The organism is Zoogloea sp. GW822-FHT05C07 (genome assembly GCF_058800215.1).
In genome coordinates this window covers 1,508,366-1,527,522 of record NZ_CM179510.1, presented here as the reverse complement: position 1 = coordinate 1,527,522, position 19,157 = coordinate 1,508,366, and the positions used below count along the sequence as shown (strand labels likewise).

Below are 19,157 nucleotides of genomic sequence, written 5' to 3'. Positions count from 1 at the left end.
CCGAGGAGAACCCCATGCCAATTATCGAAATGCACATGATGGTGGGCCGCACCACCGAGCAGAAGCACAAGGTCGCCGCGGCGGTGACCGAGGCGGTGGCGAAGAGCCTCGACTGCAGCGCCGACACCGTCCGCATCCTGATCACCGAACACGCCACCGACGGTTTCTACGTCGCCGGACAGACCATGGCCCAGCGCGCCGCCGCGCGGGCCGCCCAGGAGCAGAACGCATGAAGAAGATCCGCTGTGCCTTGATCGGCTCCGGCAACATCGGCACCGACCTGATCTACAAGATCCAGCGCAGCCCGGTGCTGGAGCCGGTGTGGATGGTCGGCATCGACCCCGAATCCGAAGGCCTCGCCCGCGCCCGCAGCATGGGCCTGAAGACCACCGCCGACGGCGTGGACGGCCTGTTGCCCCACGTGCTGGAAGACAACATCCAGATCGCCTTCGACGCCACCAGCGCCTATGTGCATGCGGAGAACAGCCGCAAGCTCAACGAGCTGGGCGTGCTGATGATCGACCTGACGCCGGCCGCCATCGGCCCCCTGTGCGTGCCGCCGGTGAACCTGCGCCAGCATGCCGACAAGCTGGAGATGAACGTCAACATGATCTCCTGCGCCGGCCAGGCGACGATTCCCATCGTCAATGCGGTGTCGCGCATCCAGAGCGTGGGCTACGCGGAGATCATCGCCAGCCTGGCCTCCAAGTCGGTCGGCCCGGGCACCCGCGCCAACCTGGACGAATTCACCTACACCACCTCCAACGCCATCGAGGTCGTCGGCGGTGCGCGCAAGGGCAAGGCGCTGGCCATCATCAACCCGGCCGAGCCGCCGCTGATCATGCGCAACACCATCTACTGCCTCACCGACGAGGCGCCGGACGAGGCGCGCATCACCGCCTCGGTGCTGGAGATGATCAAGGAGGTGCAGAAGTACGTGCCGGGCTACCGGCTGGTGAACGGCCCGGTGTTCGACGAGACGCCGAAGGGGCACCGCGTGTCGGTGTTCATGGAAGTGGCCGGCCTCGGCGACTACCTGCCCAAGTACGCCGGCAACCTGGACATCATGACCGCGGCGGCGACCCGCACCGCCGAGATGTTCGCCGAGGAGATCCTCGCCGGAAAGATCAAGCTGCAATCCATGGAGGTGGCGTGATGAGCGCATCCAGCCTGAAGGGCCGCAAGGTCATCCTGCACGACATGTGCCTGCGTGACGGCATGCATGCCAAGCGCGAACAGATCAGCGTCGACCAGATGGTCAGGGTCGCCACTGCCCTCGACGGCGCCGGCGTGCCCTACCTGCAGGTCACCCACGGGGCGGGGATGGGCGGCAACTCCCTGCAGCACGGCTTCGCACCCCACAGCAATGAGGAATACATCTCGGCGGTGGCCTCGCGGATGAAGCAGGCCAAGGTGTCGGTACTGCTGATCCCCGGCCTCGGCACGATGCGCGAGCTGCAGTCCGCCTACGACTGCGGCGCCCGCAGCGTGCATGTGGCAACCCACTGCACCGAGGCCGACACCTCGCCGCAGCACATCGCCTTTGCGCGCAAGCTGGGCATGGACACCACCGGCTTCCTGATGATGGCCCACCTCAACGACCCGGCCGGTATCGCCAAGCAGGGCAAGCTGATGGAGGACTACGGCGCCCACACGGTGTACGTCACCGACTCGGCCGGCTACATGCTGCCGGAGGACGTGAAGGCCCGCGTGCAGGCCCTGCGCGACGTGCTCAAGCCGGAGACCGAGATCGGCTTCCACGGCCATCACAACCTGGGCATGGGCATCGCCAACTCCATCGCCGCCATTGAGGCCGGCGCGATCCGCATCGACGGTTCGGTGGCTGGCCTGGGCGCCGGCGCCGGCAACACGCCGCTGGAGGTGTTCGCCGCGGTCTGCGAGCGCATGGGCATCGACACCGGCGTGGATCTGTTCAAGCTGATGGATGCCGCCGAGGACATCATCGTGCCGATGATGGACCACATGGTGCGCGTTGACCGCGAATCCCTGACTCTCGGCTTCGCCGGCGTCTACTCGACCTTCCTGCTCCATTCCAAGCGGGCCGCCGAGCGTTTTGGCGTGCCGGCGCGGGACATCCTGGTGGAACTGGGCCGCAAGAAGATGATCGGCGGCCAGGAGGACATGATCATGGACACCGCGATGACCATGGCCAAGGAACGCGGCCTGCTGAAGGAAGTGGCCGCCTGATACCCGCCACGACGGGGCGCCCACGCAGGCGCCCCGCAATCCACACCTTTCAACGGAGACAAAAAACATGGCACTCAGAGGACTGCTGCGCATGGGCGAGGTCGCATTGCGCGTGCTCGACATGGGCGAAGCGCGCGAGCACTACGGCAAGCGCATGGGGCTGCACGAGGTGATGACCGACGCCGCCGGCCAGGTGTACTACAAGGCCTGGGACGAGCACGACCACCATTGCCTGGTGCTGCGCGAGGCGGACTCGGCCGGCATCGACTACTTCGCCTTCAAGGTCTTCGACGATGCGACGCTCGACACGCTGGAACCAAAGATCCGCGCTTTCGGCCTGCAGGTGGAGCACATCGAGGCCGGTGTCTACCCGAAGAGTGGTCGGCGCCTGCAATTTACGCTGCCCAGCGGCCACGTGATGCAGCTCTACGCCCACAAGGAGCAGACCGGCAACAGCATGCCGCTGCTCAATCCGGGGGTCTTGCCGGACGAGGGGGTGATCCGCGGCTTCCGTATCAACCGCCTCGACCATGCGCTGCTCGGTGGCGTGAACATCGACGAATCGGCGCGGCTGTTCACCGAGGTCTTCGATTTCGACCTCAGCGAGCGCCTGATCGACGCCGAGAGCGGCCAGTCCCTGGCGCTGTTCCTGAGCTGCACCACCACGCCCCACGATATCGCCTTTGTGCTGCAGCCGACGCCGGGGCGCTTCCACCATGTGTCCTTCCTGCTCGAATCGGTGACCGACGTGATCCACGCGGCGGACCTGATCGGTAAGTACCGTATTCCGGTGGACGTGGGGCCGAATCGCCACGGGGTGACCCGCGGCGCAACGATCTATTTCTTCGACCCGTCGGGCAACCGCAACGAAGTGTTCTCCGGCGGCTACGTGCATTACCCGGATACGCCGACTCTCACCTGGGATACCACCGAACTGGGCCATGCGACCTTCGCCCAGGACAACGTGGTGCGCGAGAGTTTCCTGACGGTGCTGACGGGTTGAAAGGACCCCTGAACATGAATACGGCAGAAGAACTGGCCATCGTGGTCGGCGCCACCGGCGCCTTCGGCAATGCAATCGTGGACCGCCTGACGGCTGCCGGCCTCGGCGTGGTGGCGGTCGCCCGCAGCGCCGGGTCGCTGGCAGCCCTGCAGGACCGGGTGCCCGGCCTGACGGCCTGCGTGGCCGACATCGGCGACGACTCGGCGATCTCCGCCATTGCCGCGGCCGTCAACCGGCCGGTGCGGATGGTGGTGCACGGCCCCGGTGTCGCAGTGGCGGGCGGCATCCTCAGCGCGCCGACGGCGAGCATGGTGGATGCGGTGAACATCAAGGTCGGCGGCCTGCTGCGCCTGACACGGGCGGTTGATGGCTTGCTGTCGGTCGGTTCGCGGATCGTCGCCATCGGCGGCCATTACGGCTTCGAGCCGACGGCCTACGCGGCAGCGGCCGGTGTGGCCAATGCGGCGCTGGTGAATGTGGTGCGCCAGCTCAGCCTGGCCTATGGCCCGCGGGGCGTGACGGCGCACCTGATCGCACCGGGGCCAGCCGATACCGAGCGCCTGCGCCGGGTCGCCGCCGACCGTGCCGCGCTGCGCGGCATCACGGTGGACGAGGTGCTGGCCGAGATGCTCGCCGATTCGTCCATCGGCCGTTTCACCACGCCGGAGCAGGTGGCCTGGGCGGTGGCTCTGCTGCTCGCCCCCGAGGCTGACTCCATGACGGGCTCCAGCCTGATGCTCGATTCCGGCCGTCGCCGCGGCCTGCCTTAGGAGACTCCCGATGCCGATCGTCAATTTCCATCTCGTCGAAGGCATGAGCACGCCCGAGCAGGACGAACGCCTGCTCATCGGTGCCTGCCGCTTCTACGCGGAAGTACTCGATGCGCCGGTGGACCGGGTGCGCGCCTTCATCACGCCCCACCGGCCGTTGCAAATGGCGGTGGCCGGCGGTCTGGTGGCGCACAACGGGCTGCATGCGCCATGGTTCGACTGCATCGTGCTCGAAGGGCGTTCGCTGGAGCAGCGCCAGCGCCTGCTGAGGGGCTTCACCGATCTGCTCGTGGATGTGCTCGGCGTGCGCCGGGATCTGGTGCGCGGCTGCTGCCGGCGCGTCCCGCCCGAGGATTGGGCCATCGGCGGCGAGCCCGCCAGTGTGTTGCGCAAGGACGAGGTTGAAGCGCGAGCCCGGGCGGCGGCCTCGGGCGCTGCGTGAGTTTCGGGTCTCGTCCTTGCGTCTCCCGCGACCGACTTTATTCCTCTCCTCCCTGAATTTGTCGGTCGTTGCTTGACCCCCGCGCGGCCCAGTGCTGCGCGGGGGATTTTTTTGTGGCGCCGGACGTGGCCTATGATGTGTGGCGTCAGTCGTGGCGCACATCCTGGGATCTTGCAGGGTTGGCGCTGCGTTTGCCGCAGCCGGAGGAACGGGCTGGATTGAACTACAACAACGTGTGAAGGATGGGGACCGCATGGAATTACAGAACAACCGCTTCAAGCAGCGCCTGCTGGCGGGTGAGCTGCAGTACGGCCTGTGGCTTGGGCTGTCGGAGATCTTCAGTGCCGAGATCTGCGCCGGCGCCGGCTTCGACTGGCTGCTGATCGACGCCGAGCACGGCCCGAATGACCTGCGCTCGATCTTCGCGCAGTTGCAGGCGATCGCGCCCTACGACTCGCAGCCCGTTGTGCGGCCGCCGCAGGGCGACCATGTGCTGATCAAGCAGTTGCTGGAAACCGGCGTGCAGACCTTGCTGATCCCGATGGTCGAGTCGGGCGAGCAGGCCCGGCACCTGGTTGAGGCGATGCGCTATCCGCCGGAAGGCATCCGTGGCGTCGGCAGCTCGATCGCCCGCGCGGCCCGCTGGGGGCGGATCACCGATTACGCGGAACGGGCTAACGACCAGATGTGCCTGCTGGTGCAGGTGGAAACCCGTGCCGGCCTGGAGAATCTCGACGCGATCCTGGCGGTGCCGGGCGTCGACGGGGTGTTCTTCGGTGCGGTGGATCTGGCCGCGTCCTTCGGCCTGCTTGGCCAGCCGAATCACCCGGACATCGTGGCGCGCATCGAGGACGGCCTGCGGCGTACCGCGGCCAGCGGCAAGGCCGGCGGCGTGCTGTGCGGCAACCGGGAGCTGGTGGCCCGCTACCGGGATGCCGGCGCCCGCTTCATCGCCGTCGGTGTCGATGGGATGCTGCTGGCGGCGGCAACCTCCGAGCTCTGCGCATCCTTCAAGGGCGGTGGTTTCGGCGGGGTGGGGGGCTACGGCTGACCCTGCAGCGGCCTGGGCGGGTCTTGCAAAAGGCCCGCGGATGTGCCAGCATTACCGGCTCCCTCGGGATAGGAAAGGGTTTTCTTACTATCCGCCGACGGGCAACCTTGTCCTACCGTTCGCATGACGGAGGGCTTTTATCCACAAGGAGATTCCATGCGGCATTACGAAGTCGTATTCATCGTTCACCCCGATCAGAGCGAGCAGGTTCCCGCCATGATCGAGCGTTATCGTTCCCTCGTGACCTCCCAGAACGGCCAGATCCATCGTCTGGAAGACTGGGGTCGTCGTCAGCTGGCCTACCCGATCCAGAAGATCCACAAGGCTCACTACGTGCTGATGAACATCGAGTGCGATCAGTCCACCATTGCTGAGCTCGAGCACGGCTTCAAGTTCAACGACGCCGTCCTGCGTTACCTGTCCATCCGCACCAAGCGCGCCGTGACCACCCCGTCGCCGATGATGAAGGAAGAAAAGGCTCGTTCCCTGACTTCCGGTGCTGATGAGGCCAAGCCGGCTGCCGAGCAGCCCGCTGCCTGAGTTGCAGGAAGCGCAGCGCAACAGTTTTGAGATTGATGGCGTCCTGACCGAAATCGGCGCCTTGCGTTACTCCCCCGGTGGTGTGCCGGTGCTGGCAGGACGCTTGGAACACCGGTCCCGGCAGGTCGAAGCAGGCGTGGAGCGGGATGTAAGCCTCGAGCTGCAGGTTGTAGCTCTGGGTGACAAGGCGAAATTGCTCGCCAGTGCCCGTCTGGGATGTCCGGCGCATGTCGTCGGATTTCTCGCCGCCAAAGGCCTGCGTAGCCGGACGCCTGTATTGCACATCGATACGATCGAATTTTTTGAAGGAATGAATCATGGCATTCAAGCCAGCAATGAAGCGTAAGGACGACCGTGGCGGTCGCAGCCTTTTCAAGCGTCGCAAGTTCTGCCGTTTCAGCGCAGAGAAGATTGAAGAAATCGATTACAAGGATGTGGACATCCTGAAGGATTTCATCACCGAAAACGCCAAGATCATGCCGGCGCGCATCACCGGCACCAAGTCTGGTTACCAGCGTCAGCTGTCCACCGCGATCAAGCGTGCCCGCTTCCTCGCCCTGCTGCCCTACACCGACCTGCATCAGTAATTCCGGAGAGACAGCATGCAAATCATTCTTTTGGACAAGGTTGTCAATCTGGGTGGCCTCGGTGACGTGGTCAAGGTCAAGGACGGTTACGCTCGTAACTTCCTGATCCCGCAAGGCAAGGCCAAGCGCGCCAACGCTGCTAACCTGGCTGAGTTCGAAGCCCGCCGCGTCGAGCTCGAGCGCATCGCTGCCGAGCAGCTGGCTGCCGCTCAGGCTCGTGGCGAAAAGCTCGAAGGCTCCGTCGTGACTATCTCCCGCAAGGCAGGTGTCGATGGCCGTCTGTTCGGCTCCGTGACCAACGCCGACATCGCTGAAGCGCTGAAGGCTCTGGGTTTCGAAGTCGAGAAGTCCGCCGTCCGCATGCCGGAAGGCCCGCTGAAGGTTGTCGGCGAGTTCCCGCTCGTCGTCTCCCTGCACACCGATGTGACTGCTAACATCGCTGTCACGGTGGTTGGCGAGAACTGATCGTCAGGAGAGCTTTCGCTCCCCATGAAAAAGGCTGCCTCGTGCAGCCTTTTTTGTTTTCTGGCCAGCCTGACTGGTTTCCTGTGTTGCTGAAGACCCATGCGCAAATCCGATAGTCATTCTGAAGATCCCGTCATGTCCTCCCTGCGGCTGCCGCCGCATTCTGTTGAGGCGGAGCAGTCGCTGCTGGGCGGCCTGCTGATCGACAACTCTGTGTGGGAGCGCGTTGGCGACATCGTCAATGAAGCCGACTTCTACCGGGACGATCACCGGCGGATCTTCCGCCATATCGCCAAGCTGGTGGAAATGGGCAAGCCGGCCGACGTGGTGACGGTGTTCGAGAGTCTGGAGAAGAATGGTGAGGCTGAGCATGTCGGCGGCCTTGCCTATCTTGGCGAGATCGCTAACAGTACGCCGTCGGCGGCGAACGTGCGGCGCTACGGCGAGATCATTCGGGAGCGGGCCATCCTGCGCAAGCTGGTTTCCGTGGGGGACGATATCGCTGCCAGCGCGCTGACGCCGTCAGGCAAGGATGCCAAGACCCTGCTTGACGAGGCGGAGGCCAAGGTATTCGAGATTGCAGAGGCAGGTGCGCGGACGGTCAGCGGCTTTCAGGCGATTCAGCCGATCCTGGGGCAGGTGGTCGATCGTATCCAGGAGCTGTACGACCGGGATTCGCCGGCAGGCATTACCGGTGTGCCGACGGGCCTGACCGACCTGGATGAGAAGACCTCGGGCCTGCAGCCGTCAGACATGATCGTGCTGGCTGCGCGTCCTGGTATGGGCAAGACCTCGCTGGCGCTGAACATCGCCGAGACGGTCGCGGTGGAGGCGGGCTTGCCGGTGGCCATCTTCTCGATGGAAATGCCGGGCACCCAGCTGGCGACTCGTTTCCTCTCGTCCGTTGGCCGCATCGACCAGCACAAGATCCGGACCGGCAAGCTGAATGACGAGGAGTGGCAGCGCCTGACCTACGCGCTGGGTAAGCTCCATGAGGCACCGATCTTCATCGATGAAACGCCGGGCCTCAATCCGACCGACTTGCGCGCTCGCTGTCGTCGCCTGCACCGCCAGTGCGGTCGGCTGGGCCTGATCGTCATCGACTACCTGCAGCTGATGACTTCGCTAAAGGAAAGCGATAACCGCTCGGCTGAACTGTCCGAGATCTCCCGTTCGGTCAAATCCCTGGCCAAAGAGTTGCATGTGCCGATCATTGCGCTGTCGCAGTTGAACCGTAGTCTTGAGCAACGGCCGAACAAGCGCCCGGTGGCGTCCGATCTGCGGGAGTCCGGTGCAATCGAACAGGATGCAGACATCATCATGTTCATTTACCGGGACGAGATCTATAACCCTGACTCGCCGGACAAGGGGATGGCGGAACTGATTATCTCGAAGCACCGTAATGGTTCAACGGGGACCGTCCGGATGACCTTTATTGGTGAGTTCACGCGCTTCGAGAACTTTGCCGGTACTTATACCGGCGCAGGCGCTCCGGAATACTGATTGCTTGGATATCTAATTATTTTCCCAAATAGTGTTGACGCATTCCGATAACTCTTTATAATGCGCAGCTCTTTCGCTGCAGCGCGTTACGAAGTAGGCGCTACGGGGTGAGGAGGCGGTGCTGAAGCGGTTTGTGTGTTTCGGTGCTGGCGCGTTAAGCAGTTTGTTTCGAAGTGCTGAAACAAACTGCTTGACAGGGTTAAAAGGCTCTGTATAATGCGCACCTCTTCGCTGCTTCTGCAGCAGTTCTTTAAAAAGATGAACAACCGATAGGTGTGGGTGCTCGGTTTTGAGGGGTGACTGATTTATATCAGAAGCCACAAAGAAATTGAAGTATCTGCAGAAATCGTCAGGTTTCTGGAGTTTTTGGATTGAACTTAAGAGTTTGATCCTGGCTCAGATTGAACGCTGGCGGCATGCTTTACACATGCAAGTCGAACGGCAGCACGGGCTTCGGCCTGGTGGCGAGTGGCGAACGGGTGAGTAATGCATCGGAACGTGCCGTGTAATGGGGGATAACGTAGCGAAAGTTACGCTAATACCGCATACGCCCTGAGGGGGAAAGCGGGGGATCGTAAGACCTCGCGTTATACGAGCGGCCGATGTCGGATTAGCTAGTTGGTGGGGTAAAGGCCTACCAAGGCGACGATCCGTAGCGGGTCTGAGAGGATGATCCGCCACACTGGGACTGAGACACGGCCCAGACTCCTACGGGAGGCAGCAGTGGGGAATTTTGGACAATGGGCGAAAGCCTGATCCAGCCATGCCGCGTGAGTGAAGAAGGCCTTCGGGTTGTAAAGCTCTTTCAGTCGGAAAGAAATCCTTCGGGTTAATACCTCGGGGGGATGACGGTACCGACAGAAGAAGCACCGGCTAACTACGTGCCAGCAGCCGCGGTAATACGTAGGGTGCGAGCGTTAATCGGAATTACTGGGCGTAAAGCGTGCGCAGGCGGTGATGTAAGACAGATGTGAAATCCCCGGGCTCAACCTGGGAACTGCGTTTGTGACTGCATCACTCGAGTACGGCAGAGGGAGGTGGAATTCCGCGTGTAGCAGTGAAATGCGTAGAGATGCGGAGGAACACCGATGGCGAAGGCAGCCTCCTGGGCCAGTACTGACGCTCATGCACGAAAGCGTGGGGAGCAAACAGGATTAGATACCCTGGTAGTCCACGCCCTAAACGATGTCAACTAGTTGTTCGGTGAGGAGACTCATTGAGTAACGCAGCTAACGCGTGAAGTTGACCGCCTGGGGAGTACGGCCGCAAGGTTAAAACTCAAAGGAATTGACGGGGACCCGCACAAGCGGTGGATGATGTGGATTAATTCGATGCAACGCGAAAAACCTTACCTACCCTTGACATGCCAGGAACTTGCCAGAGATGGCTTGGTGCTCGAAAGAGAGCCTGGACACAGGTGCTGCATGGCTGTCGTCAGCTCGTGTCGTGAGATGTTGGGTTAAGTCCCGCAACGAGCGCAACCCTTGTCATTAGTTGCCAGCATTAAGTTGGGCACTCTAATGAGACTGCCGGTGACAAACCGGAGGAAGGTGGGGATGACGTCAAGTCCTCATGGCCCTTATGGGTAGGGCTTCACACGTCATACAATGGTCGGTACAGAGGGTTGCCAAGCCGCGAGGTGGAGCCAATCCCAGAAAGCCGATCGTAGTCCGGATTGGAGTCTGCAACTCGACTCCATGAAGTCGGAATCGCTAGTAATCGCAGATCAGCATGCTGCGGTGAATACGTTCCCGGGTCTTGTACACACCGCCCGTCACACCATGGGAGTGGGGTTTACCAGAAGTAGGTAGCTTAACCGCAAGGAGGGCGCTTACCACGGTGAGCTTCATGACTGGGGTGAAGTCGTAACAAGGTAGCCGTATCGGAAGGTGCGGCTGGATCACCTCCTTTCTAGAGAAAAACCTCTGAATCGAGTATCCACAACCTATCGGTTGTTTTTTAAAGAACAGTGAGAGGCTGGGCGTCAGGCAGTGAGACATCGCGGGCTGATGTCGGGCTGTCTGGGCTGATCCTCGAAACAGTAATGGGGGTCAGTAGCTCAGTCGGTTAGAGCACCGTCTTGATAAGGCGGGGGTCGTAGGTTCGATTCCTACCTGACCCACCAAGCGATCAAAGGGGGCATAGCTCAGCTGGGAGAGCACCGGCTTTGCAAGCCGGGGGTCGTCGGTTCGATCCCGACTGCCTCCACCAGAGATCAGAACAAAGCAGCACGGTGCGTGTGCTTTGTTCTGGTTTTTGCCAGTAAGACTGTTCGATCTTTAACAAAGTGGAAGAAGTGTGTAGCGTCTGTTGATGAGACAGAGGCTACATGGGTTGTGTGATTGCATTTGCATCACTGCTGGCTTTGAACCAGCACAGTGGTGATGCGCACAAGCGCGAGTTCGTCGATAGCTTTGTCTCTGAGCAATCAGAGTGCAACGTTATAGGATCAAGCGACAAAGTGCATGTGGTGGATGCCTTGGCGATCACAGGCGATGAAGGACGTGCAAGCCTGCGAAAAGCGGGGGGGAGCTGGCAATGGAGCTTTGATCCCCCGATATCCGAATGGGGAAACCCACCTCTTTTGAGGTATCCCTGACTGAATTCATAGGTCAGTGGAAGCGAACCGGGAGAACTGAAACATCTAAGTACCCCGAGGAAAAGAAATCAACCGAGATTCCCCAAGTAGTGGCGAGCGAACGGGGATGAGCCTGCACGACTAAACCGGTTACTTAACAGAACAAGCTGGAAAGCTTGGCCATAGTGGGTGATAGCCCCGTATGTGAAAAGTAGCCGGCGGGTCTGAGCGTGCGACAAGTAGGGCGGGACACGTGAAATCCTGTCTGAAGATGGGGGGACCATCCTCCAAGGCTAAATACTCGTGATCGACCGATAGTGAACCAGTACCGTGAGGGAAAGGCGAAAAGAACCCCGGGAGGGGAGTGAAATAGATCCTGAAACCGCATGCATACAAACAGTGGGAGCCTCGCAAGGGGTGACTGCGTACCTTTTGTATAATGGGTCAGCGACTTACGTTCAGTAGCAAGCTTAACCGGATAGGGGAGGCGTAGCGAAAGCGAGTCTGATAAGGGCGATTCAGTTGCTGGGCGTAGACCCGAAACCAAGTGATCTATCCATGGCCAGGATGAAGGTGCGGTAACACGCACTGGAGGTCCGAACCCACTAATGTTGAAAAATTAGGGGATGAGCTGTGGATAGGGGTGAAAGGCTAAACAAACTTGGAAATAGCTGGTTCTCCCCGAAAACTATTTAGGTAGTGCCTCGTGCGGACACTTCCGGGGGTAGAGCACTGTAATCGTTGGGGGGGTCATTGCGATCTACCCCGCGATAGCAAACTCCGAATACCGGAAAGTGATACACGGGAGACAGACGGTGGGTGCTAACGTCCATCGTCAAGAGGGAAACAACCCAGACCGCCAGCTAAGGTCCCAAATACATGGCTAAGTGGAAAACGAGGTGGGAAGGCATAGACAGCTAGGAGGTTGGCTTAGAAGCAGCCACCCTTTAAAGAAAGCGTAATAGCTCACTAGTCGAGTCGTCCTGCGCGGAAGATGTAACGGGGCTCAAGCCATGAACCGAAGCTGCGGATCTCGTAAGAGATGGTAGGGGAGCGTTCTGTAAGTCTGTGAAGGTGTCTTGTAAAGGATGCTGGAGATATCAGAAGTGCGAATGCTGACATGAGTAGCGATAAAGGGTGTGAAAAGCACCCTCGCCGAAAGCCCAAGGTTTCCTGCGCAACGTTCATCGACGCAGGGTGAGTCGGCCCCTAAGGCGAGGCAGAAATGCGTAGTCGATGGGAAACAGGTCAATATTCCTGTACCGCTCTATGATGCGATGGGGGGACGGAGAAGGTTAGGTCAGCCGGGTGTTGGACGTCCCGGTTTAAGCGTGTAGGCGTGCTCTTTAGGCAAATCCGGAGAGCTTAGCTGAGGCGTGACGACGAGGTCTCTTTGAGACCGAAGTGATTGATACCCTGCTTCCAGGAAAAGCCTCTAAGCTTCAGTCATAGAGTGACCGTACCGCAAACCGACACAGGTGGGCAGGTAGAAGATACTAAGGCGCTTGAGAGAACTCAGGAGAAGGAACTCGGCAAATTGATACCGTAACTTCGGGAGAAGGTATGCCTCGGTAGCTTGTAGGAGTACATCCGAAGGGCGAAGAGGCCGCAGAGAATCGGTGGCTGCGACTGTTTATTAAAAACACAGCACTCTGCAAACACGAAAGTGGACGTATAGGGTGTGACGCCTGCCCGGTGCCGGAAGGTTAAGTGATGGGGTGCAAGCTCTTGATCGAAGCCCCGGTAAACGGCGGCCGTAACTATAACGGTCCTAAGGTAGCGAAATTCCTTGTCGGGTAAGTTCCGACCTGCACGAATGGCGTAACGATGGCCACACTGTCTCCTCCTGAGACTCAGCGAAGTTGAAGTGTTTGTGAAGATGCAATCTCCCCGCGGCTAGACGGAAAGACCCCATGAACCTTTACTGTAGCTTTGCATTGGACTTTGACGGGACTTGTGTAGGATAGGTGGGAGGCGCTGAGACCAGGACGCTAGTTCTGGTGGAGCCGTCCTTGAAATACCACCCTGGTGTCGTTGAGGTTCTAACCTAGGTCTGTGAATCCAGATCGGGGACCGTGCATGGTAGGCAGTTTGACTGGGGCGGTCTCCTCCCAAAAGGTAACGGAGGAGTACGAAGGTCTTCTAGGTACGGTCGGACATCGTACTGATAGTGCAATGGCAAAAGAAGGCTTGACTGCGAGACCGACAAGTCGAGCAGGTGCGAAAGCAGGTCATAGTGATCCGGTGGTTCTGTATGGAAGGGCCATCGCTCAACGGATAAAAGGTACTCTGGGGATAACAGGCTGATTCCGCCCAAGAGTTCACATCGACGGCGGAGTTTGGCACCTCGATGTCGGCTCATCACATCCTGGGGCTGTAGCCGGTCCCAAGGGTATGGCTGTTCGCCATTTAAAGTGGTACGTGAGCTGGGTTTAAAACGTCGTGAGACAGTTTGGTCCCTATCTGCCGTGGGCGCTGGATATTTGAGGGGGCCTGCTCCTAGTACGAGAGGACCGGAGTGGACGGATCTCTGGTGTACCGGTTGTGACGCCAGTCGCATCGCCGGGTAGCTAAATCCGGAAGAGATAACCGCTGAAAGCATCTAAGCGGGAAACTCGCCTCAAGATGAGATATCCCTGGGAACTTGATTCCCCTGAAGGGTCGTTGAAGACCACGACGTTGATAGGCTGGGTGTGGAAGCGCAGTAATGCGTTAAGCTAACCAGTACTAATTGCCCGTGAGGCTTGATCCTATAACCTTGCAAAAAAGTGCAAGATGAACACCGCGCACAGCGCAGTCACACACCCCACAGAACACTTCTTCCCTTTGACGCTCAGCGCGAAAGCGCGCCTGAGCGGTACAAGTTATAGTCTGACGACCATAGCGTCTTGGAACCACCCCTTCCCATCCCGAACAGGACCGTGAAACGAGACCACGCCGATGATAGTGCACAGCCGTGCGTGAAAGTAGGTCATCGTCAGACTAACCCATCGAAGCCCCCGCAGAGTTCTCTGCGGGGGCTTTTTGTATTGGAAATTCGGAACCAAGAACACCCGCCCGAACCCGCGCAACCCTTACCGTATCACCATACAGCCGCGTAACGACCCGAATGTCAAGTTCGGGCATGATGGAGCGGCAAGGCTCAATTGCGTTCAATAGCAATGGTTGAAGTTGTGAATGGAAGCAGTGAAACACCGCTCAGGGGTCATCCCTGAAAGGAACGATACCCGAATACGGCGATGAAAGACTCAACCCAGCGTTGGACGGCCAAGCGCAAGAGCGCGTTGGTGATGGAAGCCCTGCAGGAAAAGACATACGGGCGTTTTGTCTGATTCTTTGGATACTTGGGGCGGATTGTGTATGGGAGTCATGATCTGTTGTCCTCGGTTGCCGGGTCATAGGGAAATGCAATCGGGTGGAATGACGACCATGTGCATGGATAATGCCCGGCTGGCGGCGCTGTTCCCGGATATCCCGACAAAGTAAGGCAGGTTCTGCCTGGTCAGTCTTTCGCGATCGGGACGTATGGCGACAAGGCGGGAGCACGGGGCTCTGTTTCGGGCAACATGACGTTTCCCCTTGCCTGGCTTGAAGGGATGGATATTTCTCAACCTAGCCAAGGTGGCGCGCAATTGCGAGATCCATGTTGTGGGGGGCTCGACTTCAGTTCATGAAGGAGCCGTGCCGCCGCTAGCTGTGGGGACAACGGCTGCCGTTTGATCGATGCATGACAGGAGCGCCAATGCTGCAGATAGAGATAGCCGACAGGATTGCGACCGTGACCCTGGACAGGGAAGACCGGCGTAATGCGCTTTGTGAGGAAATGGTCGAGGAGTTCTCGGCGGCGCTGGAATCCTTTCGTGGGGTAGGTGTGCGCTGCGTGGTGCTGCGAGCCAGGCCGGGCTGCAAAGTCTGGTCTGCCGGCCACGACATCAATGAGTTGCCAGAGGCCGGACACGATCCGCTGGCGTGGCGCGATCCGTTGCGCAAGTTGATTCGGGAGATCGAGAGTTTTCCTGCGCCGATCATCGCGATGATCGAGGGAAGCGTGTGGGGTGGTGCGTGTGAAACCGTGTTTGCCTGTGATCTGATCGTCGCTGCGGATGATGTGACCTTTGCGGCAACGCCAGCCAAACTGAGCGTGCCTTACAATGTGGGGGGCTTGCTGACTTTTCTGAATGCAGCAAACCTGCGCCTAGCCAAGGAAATGCTGTTTACCGCCGCTCCGCTGCCAGCGTCACGTTTGTGCAGTCTCGGGGTGATCAATCATGTCGTACCGAAGGTGGAGTTGGACGATGTGGTTTACGCTATGGCGAATCGTATTGCTGAGAATGCGCCCCTCTCCATTTCCGTAATGAAGGAGCAATTACGGATTTTGGCTGGCGCGCATGCCATGGCCCCGGAGGATTTCGAGCGGATCCAGGGCTTGCGTAGGGTGGTTTACAACAGCCGTGACTATGCGGAAGGACGACTGGCTTTCAAAGAGAAGCGGAGGCCGGAATTCAACGGAGAGTGAGCGACTCGTCCAAGTGTGCGGTGAGCGCCGCGATGTATCAATGCTCGAGGATCTACAAATGCAGAGCGAACAACGCAGGAAATTCAGCCGGGTGCACTTCCAGGAGGGGGCAATGCTGCAGTTGGCCGGGCATGGGCTGGCGTGCGAAGTGCGCGACCTGTCATTGAAAGGTGCATTGCTGACCTGTCCCGCTGTGGAGGGGCAGGTCAGTTCCGCCAAACGTGGCGAAGCCTGCCAATTGCGGCTGGTTCTGTCCGGGATAGGCGATGCCACGGTGTCGATGGATGGCGAGATTGCTCATGTCGAGCAAACTGGCGGCCAGCTTCATATCGGCATGCGCTGCAGGGAGATCGATCTGGACAGCATCACCCATCTGCGTCGTCTGGTGGAGCTCAATCTCGGGGATGCGGGTGTACTGGACCGTGAGATGGCCGCGCTGACAAGTGGTGACTGAAACATTCGCGGCGGCTGAGGTTTGGTGCCGCCGCGTTCGCTACGATCAGGTGCTGCTTCGGATGTGAAGTCAGCGCTTGATCTGATGGCCGATCACGCCGCCTACCGCTGCGCCACCGACCGTACCGCTCGTGCTGCCGCCGGTCAGCACCGATCCGGCAACGCCACCGATTGCCGCGCCGATTGCCGTGTTCTTGTCCCGGGAACTCATGTTCGAGCAGCCCGTGAAAGTGCTCATGGCCAGCACAAGCACCAAGGTTCTCGTCATCGTTTTCATGCTGTTCTCCAGTTGCTCTTCACTGTCGGTCGAGGCCGACGGCTTGTTTTTCCACTGTAGAAGATGCGCTGACGAGGGGGTGTAACCAGTCGTATGGATTTGTAAGCCGGCGTGCTGGGTGATTGCCGGCTTGGGCGCGCTCAGAGCACGAGGCCAGCGAATACTTCCTTGAAATAGGCGTCGTCTTCGGTTGCAACCTGGTGTCCGTTGGCGCTTTGATGGCGTTCGGCTTCGACCCGCTGTTCCAACTGCTTGGCAAGAAGATCGCGCAGTTCGGTGAAGCTCATGGCAGTGTCCTTTCAAGTGAGGGTTGGCGCGGCCTGCCACCTGGCGAGGGAGGAGAGGAAGGCGGGCGGCAGGCTATTTCGTCGCGCCGTACCGTCAATATATTTCGCGTGTTGCGGTGCAGCAAACGAGTATTTGTAATGCTACGATTAAGCTTTTCTTATTCGTTGGCGTGATGAGCTATCGATTGCCCCCTCTTTCTGCGCTGCGCGCATTTGAGTCGGCCGCCCGTCATCTGAGCTTCAAGCGAGCGGCTGCCGAACTCTTCGTGACGCCCGCGGCGATCAGCCAGCAGATCAAGACGCTCGAGACCTATCTCGATACCCCATTGTTCCGGCGCTTGCCGCGTGCGCTGGAGCTTACGGATGCGGGCGTTGCGATGCTGCCCAAGGTCAGCGAAGGACTCGCCAATCTCGTCGCGGCCGTGGAAACGACGCGCCACGGCGGGCCGCGTGCGCTGACGGTCCATGTCCCTCCTTTTTTTGCGCTGCGCTGGCTCGTGCCGCGGCTGCCACTGTTTGCGGCGTTGCACCCTGACATCGAATTGCGCCTGACCAGCAGCGATGCCAGCATCGACGGGGTGGGGGAGCCGGTCGAGGTGCTGGCAGACCTGCACGGCGATGTGACCGACGTGATGGTGCGTTTTGGTGCCGGGCGTTACGCAGGCTCCCAATGCGACCTGATTCTCGCGCCGGACTACATGCTGGTGTGCAGCCCGGAATTGATTGCTCGCTCAGGGCCTCTGCTGGCGCCGGCGGAGGTGTGTCGCCAAGTGTTGATCCATGATGAGTCCTTGCCGGACGAAGGTGGGCGTCCGAACTGGGCGGACTGGTTTCGTCTGGCCGGTCTACCGGGGGCCGATGTCAGTCGGGGACCACGCTTCTCGAGCACTGCGCTCGTGCTCGAAGCGGTTCTGGGCGGGCAGGGCGTGGCCCTGATCCTGCGGCCGCTCATTGAGGCCGATGTGGCAGCCGGCCGCCTGATTCTGCCTTTCGATGTGTCCATGCCTTCCCGCTATGCCTATCATCTGGTGATCTCCGATTCCGTCAGCGAGCGTCCGGAAGTGCGGGCTTTTCGCGAGTGGATGCTGACGGAAGCGGTCAAGCCGGACGGGCGGTAATGATGCGACCTTATCGCCAAATTTTCGGGTGATATAATCCGGCTTTGCCGAATTTCGCCACTGCCTGGCTTTTCCCGTGCAGCTTTTTGCCCTTGGGTTGAATCACCACACCGCGCCCCTGTCGATCCGCGAACAGGTCGCGTTTCGTCCTGAGCGTCTGGTTCAGGCACTGGCTGATCTGGTGGAGGCCAAGCCGGTGAAAGAGGCGGCCATCCTGTCCACCTGCAACCGCACCGAGTTGTATTTTGCGACCCAGCAGCCCCAGCATGCGGCGGACTGGTTTGCCGAGTACCACCGGGTCGCGCTGAAGGACATCTCTCCCTACCTTTATACATTTCCGCAGCGGGACGCGATCCGCCACGTGTTCCGTGTGGCGAGCGGGCTCGACTCGATGGTTATCGGCGAGCCGCAGATCCTTGGGCAGATGAAGGATGCGGTGCGCCAGGCCGAAGAGGCCGGGACGCTGGGCGCGACGATGCACAAGCTCTTCCAGCGCACCTTCTCGGTGGCCAAGGAAGTGCGCTCGACGACGGCGATCGGTGCCAACATCGTGTCGATGGCGGCCGCGGCCGTGCATCTGTCGGAGCGGATCTTCGAGCGGGTCAGCGACCAGAAGGTGTTGTTCATCGGTGCCGGCGAGATGATCGAGCTGTGCGCGGCGCACTTTGGCGGAGCCAAGCCCCGCCGCCTGACGATCGCCAACCGGACCCAGTCTCGGGCGGAAAACCTGGCGGCCCGTTTCGGCGGCGATGTGCTGCGTCTCGACCAGGTGGGTGAGGCGCTGGCCGGCTACGACATCGTGGTGTCCTGCACCGGCAGCCCCTTGCCCATCATCGGGCTCGGCATGGTTGAACGGGCCCTCAAGGTGCGTCGCCATCGCCCGATGGTCATGGTGGACCTGGCCGTGCCGCGGGATATCGAGGGTGAAGTCGCCGGGCTCGACGACGTGTTCCTCTACACTGTGGATGATCTCGCGCAGGTGGTGGATTCCGGTCTCGAATCCCGCCAGGCGGCGGTGGTCGAGGCAGAAACCATCATCGATGAACGCGTAGATGGCTTCCTGCATTGGCTCGACAGCCGCGATACGGTGCCGACGATCCGGGCGCTGCGCTCCCATGCGGATGAGTTGCGCCGGGCCGAACTTGAGCGGGCCGTGCGCCTGCTGTCCCGCGGCGACGATCCGCAGAAGGTGCTCGAGGCCCTCAGCCACGGGCTAACCAACAAGTTCATGCATGCCCCGACGCGCTTCCTGAACGACGCGGAGGGCGACCAGCGGGGCGACAGCGCCGAGCTGGTCCAGCGTATCTTCAATCTCCACCGAGACCACTAGCCCCTGCCGGGGCAGTCGTCCTCGCCTGC

The 19,157-nt window shown here is 60.3% G+C and carries 18 protein-coding genes, 2 tRNA genes and 3 rRNA genes; 21 read left to right on the top strand and 2 right to left on the bottom strand.

Annotated elements, in window-relative coordinates:
- Positions 1-14 precede the first annotated feature (14 nt).
- The 19 genes from AC3QL2_RS07285 to AC3QL2_RS07195 all read left to right on the top strand — a co-directional run bounded on the left by AC3QL2_RS07285 (position 15) and on the right by AC3QL2_RS07195 (position 16,117).
- Positions 15-233 carry a tautomerase family protein gene (locus AC3QL2_RS07285; protein WP_481119668.1) on the top strand — a complete coding sequence of 73 codons (219 nt, stop codon included), beginning with the start codon at positions 15-17 and terminating at the stop codon, positions 231-233.
- Positions 230-1,156 (top strand): acetaldehyde dehydrogenase (acetylating), encoded by a 927-nt coding sequence (locus AC3QL2_RS07280; RefSeq protein WP_493235271.1) that lies wholly within the window; start codon positions 230-232, stop codon positions 1,154-1,156. Before AC3QL2_RS07285 ends, AC3QL2_RS07280 begins: the two co-directional genes overlap by 4 nt.
- Entirely contained in the window at positions 1,156-2,208 is a 1,053-nt protein-coding gene (dmpG, locus tag AC3QL2_RS07275) for a 4-hydroxy-2-oxovalerate aldolase (RefSeq protein ID WP_493235270.1), read from the top strand. Before AC3QL2_RS07280 ends, dmpG begins: the two co-directional genes overlap by 1 nt.
- A 67-nt stretch (positions 2,209-2,275) precedes the next feature.
- Entirely contained in the window at positions 2,276-3,211 is a 936-nt protein-coding gene (locus AC3QL2_RS07270) for a catechol 2,3-dioxygenase (protein WP_481115808.1), read from the top strand.
- A 14-nt stretch (positions 3,212-3,225) separates the two neighbouring features.
- On the top strand, positions 3,226-3,981 hold the full coding sequence (locus AC3QL2_RS07265; protein ID WP_493235269.1) for an SDR family oxidoreductase: 756 nt from the start codon (positions 3,226-3,228) through the stop codon (positions 3,979-3,981).
- Between the two features lie 10 nt (positions 3,982-3,991).
- A complete protein-coding gene (locus tag AC3QL2_RS07260) occupies positions 3,992-4,423 on the top strand; it encodes a tautomerase family protein (RefSeq protein WP_493235268.1) in 432 nt (143 codons plus the stop codon).
- A gap of 253 nt (positions 4,424-4,676) precedes the next feature.
- Entirely contained in the window at positions 4,677-5,474 is a 798-nt protein-coding gene (locus tag AC3QL2_RS07255) for an aldolase/citrate lyase family protein (protein WP_493235267.1), read from the top strand.
- A 156-nt stretch (positions 5,475-5,630) separates the two neighbouring features.
- The gene (rpsF, locus tag AC3QL2_RS07250; RefSeq protein ID WP_481115804.1) at positions 5,631-6,014 is read left to right on the top strand and encodes a 30S ribosomal protein S6; all 384 of its coding nucleotides are present in this window, start codon (positions 5,631-5,633) and stop codon (positions 6,012-6,014) included.
- A gap of 1 nt (position 6,015) precedes the next feature.
- The gene (priB, locus tag AC3QL2_RS07245; protein ID WP_493235266.1) at positions 6,016-6,360 is read left to right on the top strand and encodes a primosomal replication protein N; all 345 of its coding nucleotides are present in this window, start codon (positions 6,016-6,018) and stop codon (positions 6,358-6,360) included.
- Positions 6,332-6,601, top strand: a complete 270-nt coding sequence (rpsR, locus tag AC3QL2_RS07240; RefSeq protein ID WP_153162030.1) for a 30S ribosomal protein S18 — start codon at positions 6,332-6,334, stop codon at positions 6,599-6,601. Before priB ends, rpsR begins: the two co-directional genes overlap by 29 nt.
- Before the next feature lie 15 nt (positions 6,602-6,616).
- Positions 6,617-7,066, top strand: a complete 450-nt coding sequence (rplI, locus tag AC3QL2_RS07235) for a 50S ribosomal protein L9 (protein ID WP_493235265.1) — start codon at positions 6,617-6,619, stop codon at positions 7,064-7,066.
- A gap of 99 nt (positions 7,067-7,165) precedes the next feature.
- Complete coding sequence (dnaB, locus tag AC3QL2_RS07230; RefSeq protein ID WP_493235264.1) at positions 7,166-8,569, top strand: replicative DNA helicase; 1,404 nt, start codon at positions 7,166-7,168, stop codon at positions 8,567-8,569.
- Between the two features lie 373 nt (positions 8,570-8,942).
- Positions 8,943-10,480 (top strand): 16S ribosomal RNA (locus AC3QL2_RS07225).
- Between the two features lie 137 nt (positions 10,481-10,617).
- A tRNA-Ile gene (locus AC3QL2_RS07220) sits at positions 10,618-10,694 on the top strand.
- Positions 10,695-10,704: 10 nt separating this feature from the next.
- Positions 10,705-10,780, top strand: a tRNA-Ala gene (locus AC3QL2_RS07215).
- A gap of 236 nt (positions 10,781-11,016) precedes the next feature.
- Positions 11,017-13,899: ribosomal RNA gene (locus tag AC3QL2_RS07210) — 23S ribosomal RNA — on the top strand.
- Between the two features lie 118 nt (positions 13,900-14,017).
- A 5S ribosomal RNA gene (gene rrf, locus AC3QL2_RS07205) occupies positions 14,018-14,130 on the top strand.
- Together the 16S, 23S and 5S rRNA genes with 2 tRNA genes alongside form the textbook arrangement of a ribosomal RNA operon.
- A gap of 759 nt (positions 14,131-14,889) precedes the next feature.
- On the top strand, positions 14,890-15,663 hold the full coding sequence (scpB, locus tag AC3QL2_RS07200) for a methylmalonyl-CoA decarboxylase (protein ID WP_493235578.1): 774 nt from the start codon (positions 14,890-14,892) through the stop codon (positions 15,661-15,663).
- A 58-nt stretch (positions 15,664-15,721) separates the two neighbouring features.
- Positions 15,722-16,117, top strand: a complete 396-nt coding sequence (locus tag AC3QL2_RS07195; protein WP_493235579.1) for a PilZ domain-containing protein — start codon at positions 15,722-15,724, stop codon at positions 16,115-16,117.
- A 69-nt stretch (positions 16,118-16,186) separates the two neighbouring features.
- Here the strand turns inward: AC3QL2_RS07195 and AC3QL2_RS07190 are convergent, their stop codons facing one another.
- Together AC3QL2_RS07190 and AC3QL2_RS07185 are read right to left on the bottom strand one after the other, a co-directional pair.
- Complete coding sequence (locus AC3QL2_RS07190) at positions 16,187-16,393, bottom strand: YMGG-like glycine zipper-containing protein (protein ID WP_493235580.1); 207 nt, start codon at positions 16,391-16,393, stop codon at positions 16,187-16,189.
- 140 nt (positions 16,394-16,533) lie between these two features.
- Positions 16,534-16,680, bottom strand: a complete 147-nt coding sequence (locus tag AC3QL2_RS07185) for a hypothetical protein (protein WP_493235582.1) — start codon at positions 16,678-16,680, stop codon at positions 16,534-16,536.
- Positions 16,681-16,853: 173 nt separating this feature from the next.
- On the opposite strand from AC3QL2_RS07185, the gene gcvA reads away from it, so the two are divergent.
- Entirely contained in the window at positions 16,854-17,798 is a 945-nt protein-coding gene (gene gcvA, locus AC3QL2_RS07180; RefSeq protein ID WP_493235584.1) for a transcriptional regulator GcvA, read from the top strand.
- Positions 17,799-17,874: 76 nt separating this feature from the next.
- Entirely contained in the window at positions 17,875-19,128 is a 1,254-nt protein-coding gene (hemA, locus tag AC3QL2_RS07175) for a glutamyl-tRNA reductase (protein WP_493235585.1), read from the top strand.
- Positions 19,129-19,157: the final 29 nt, after the last annotated feature.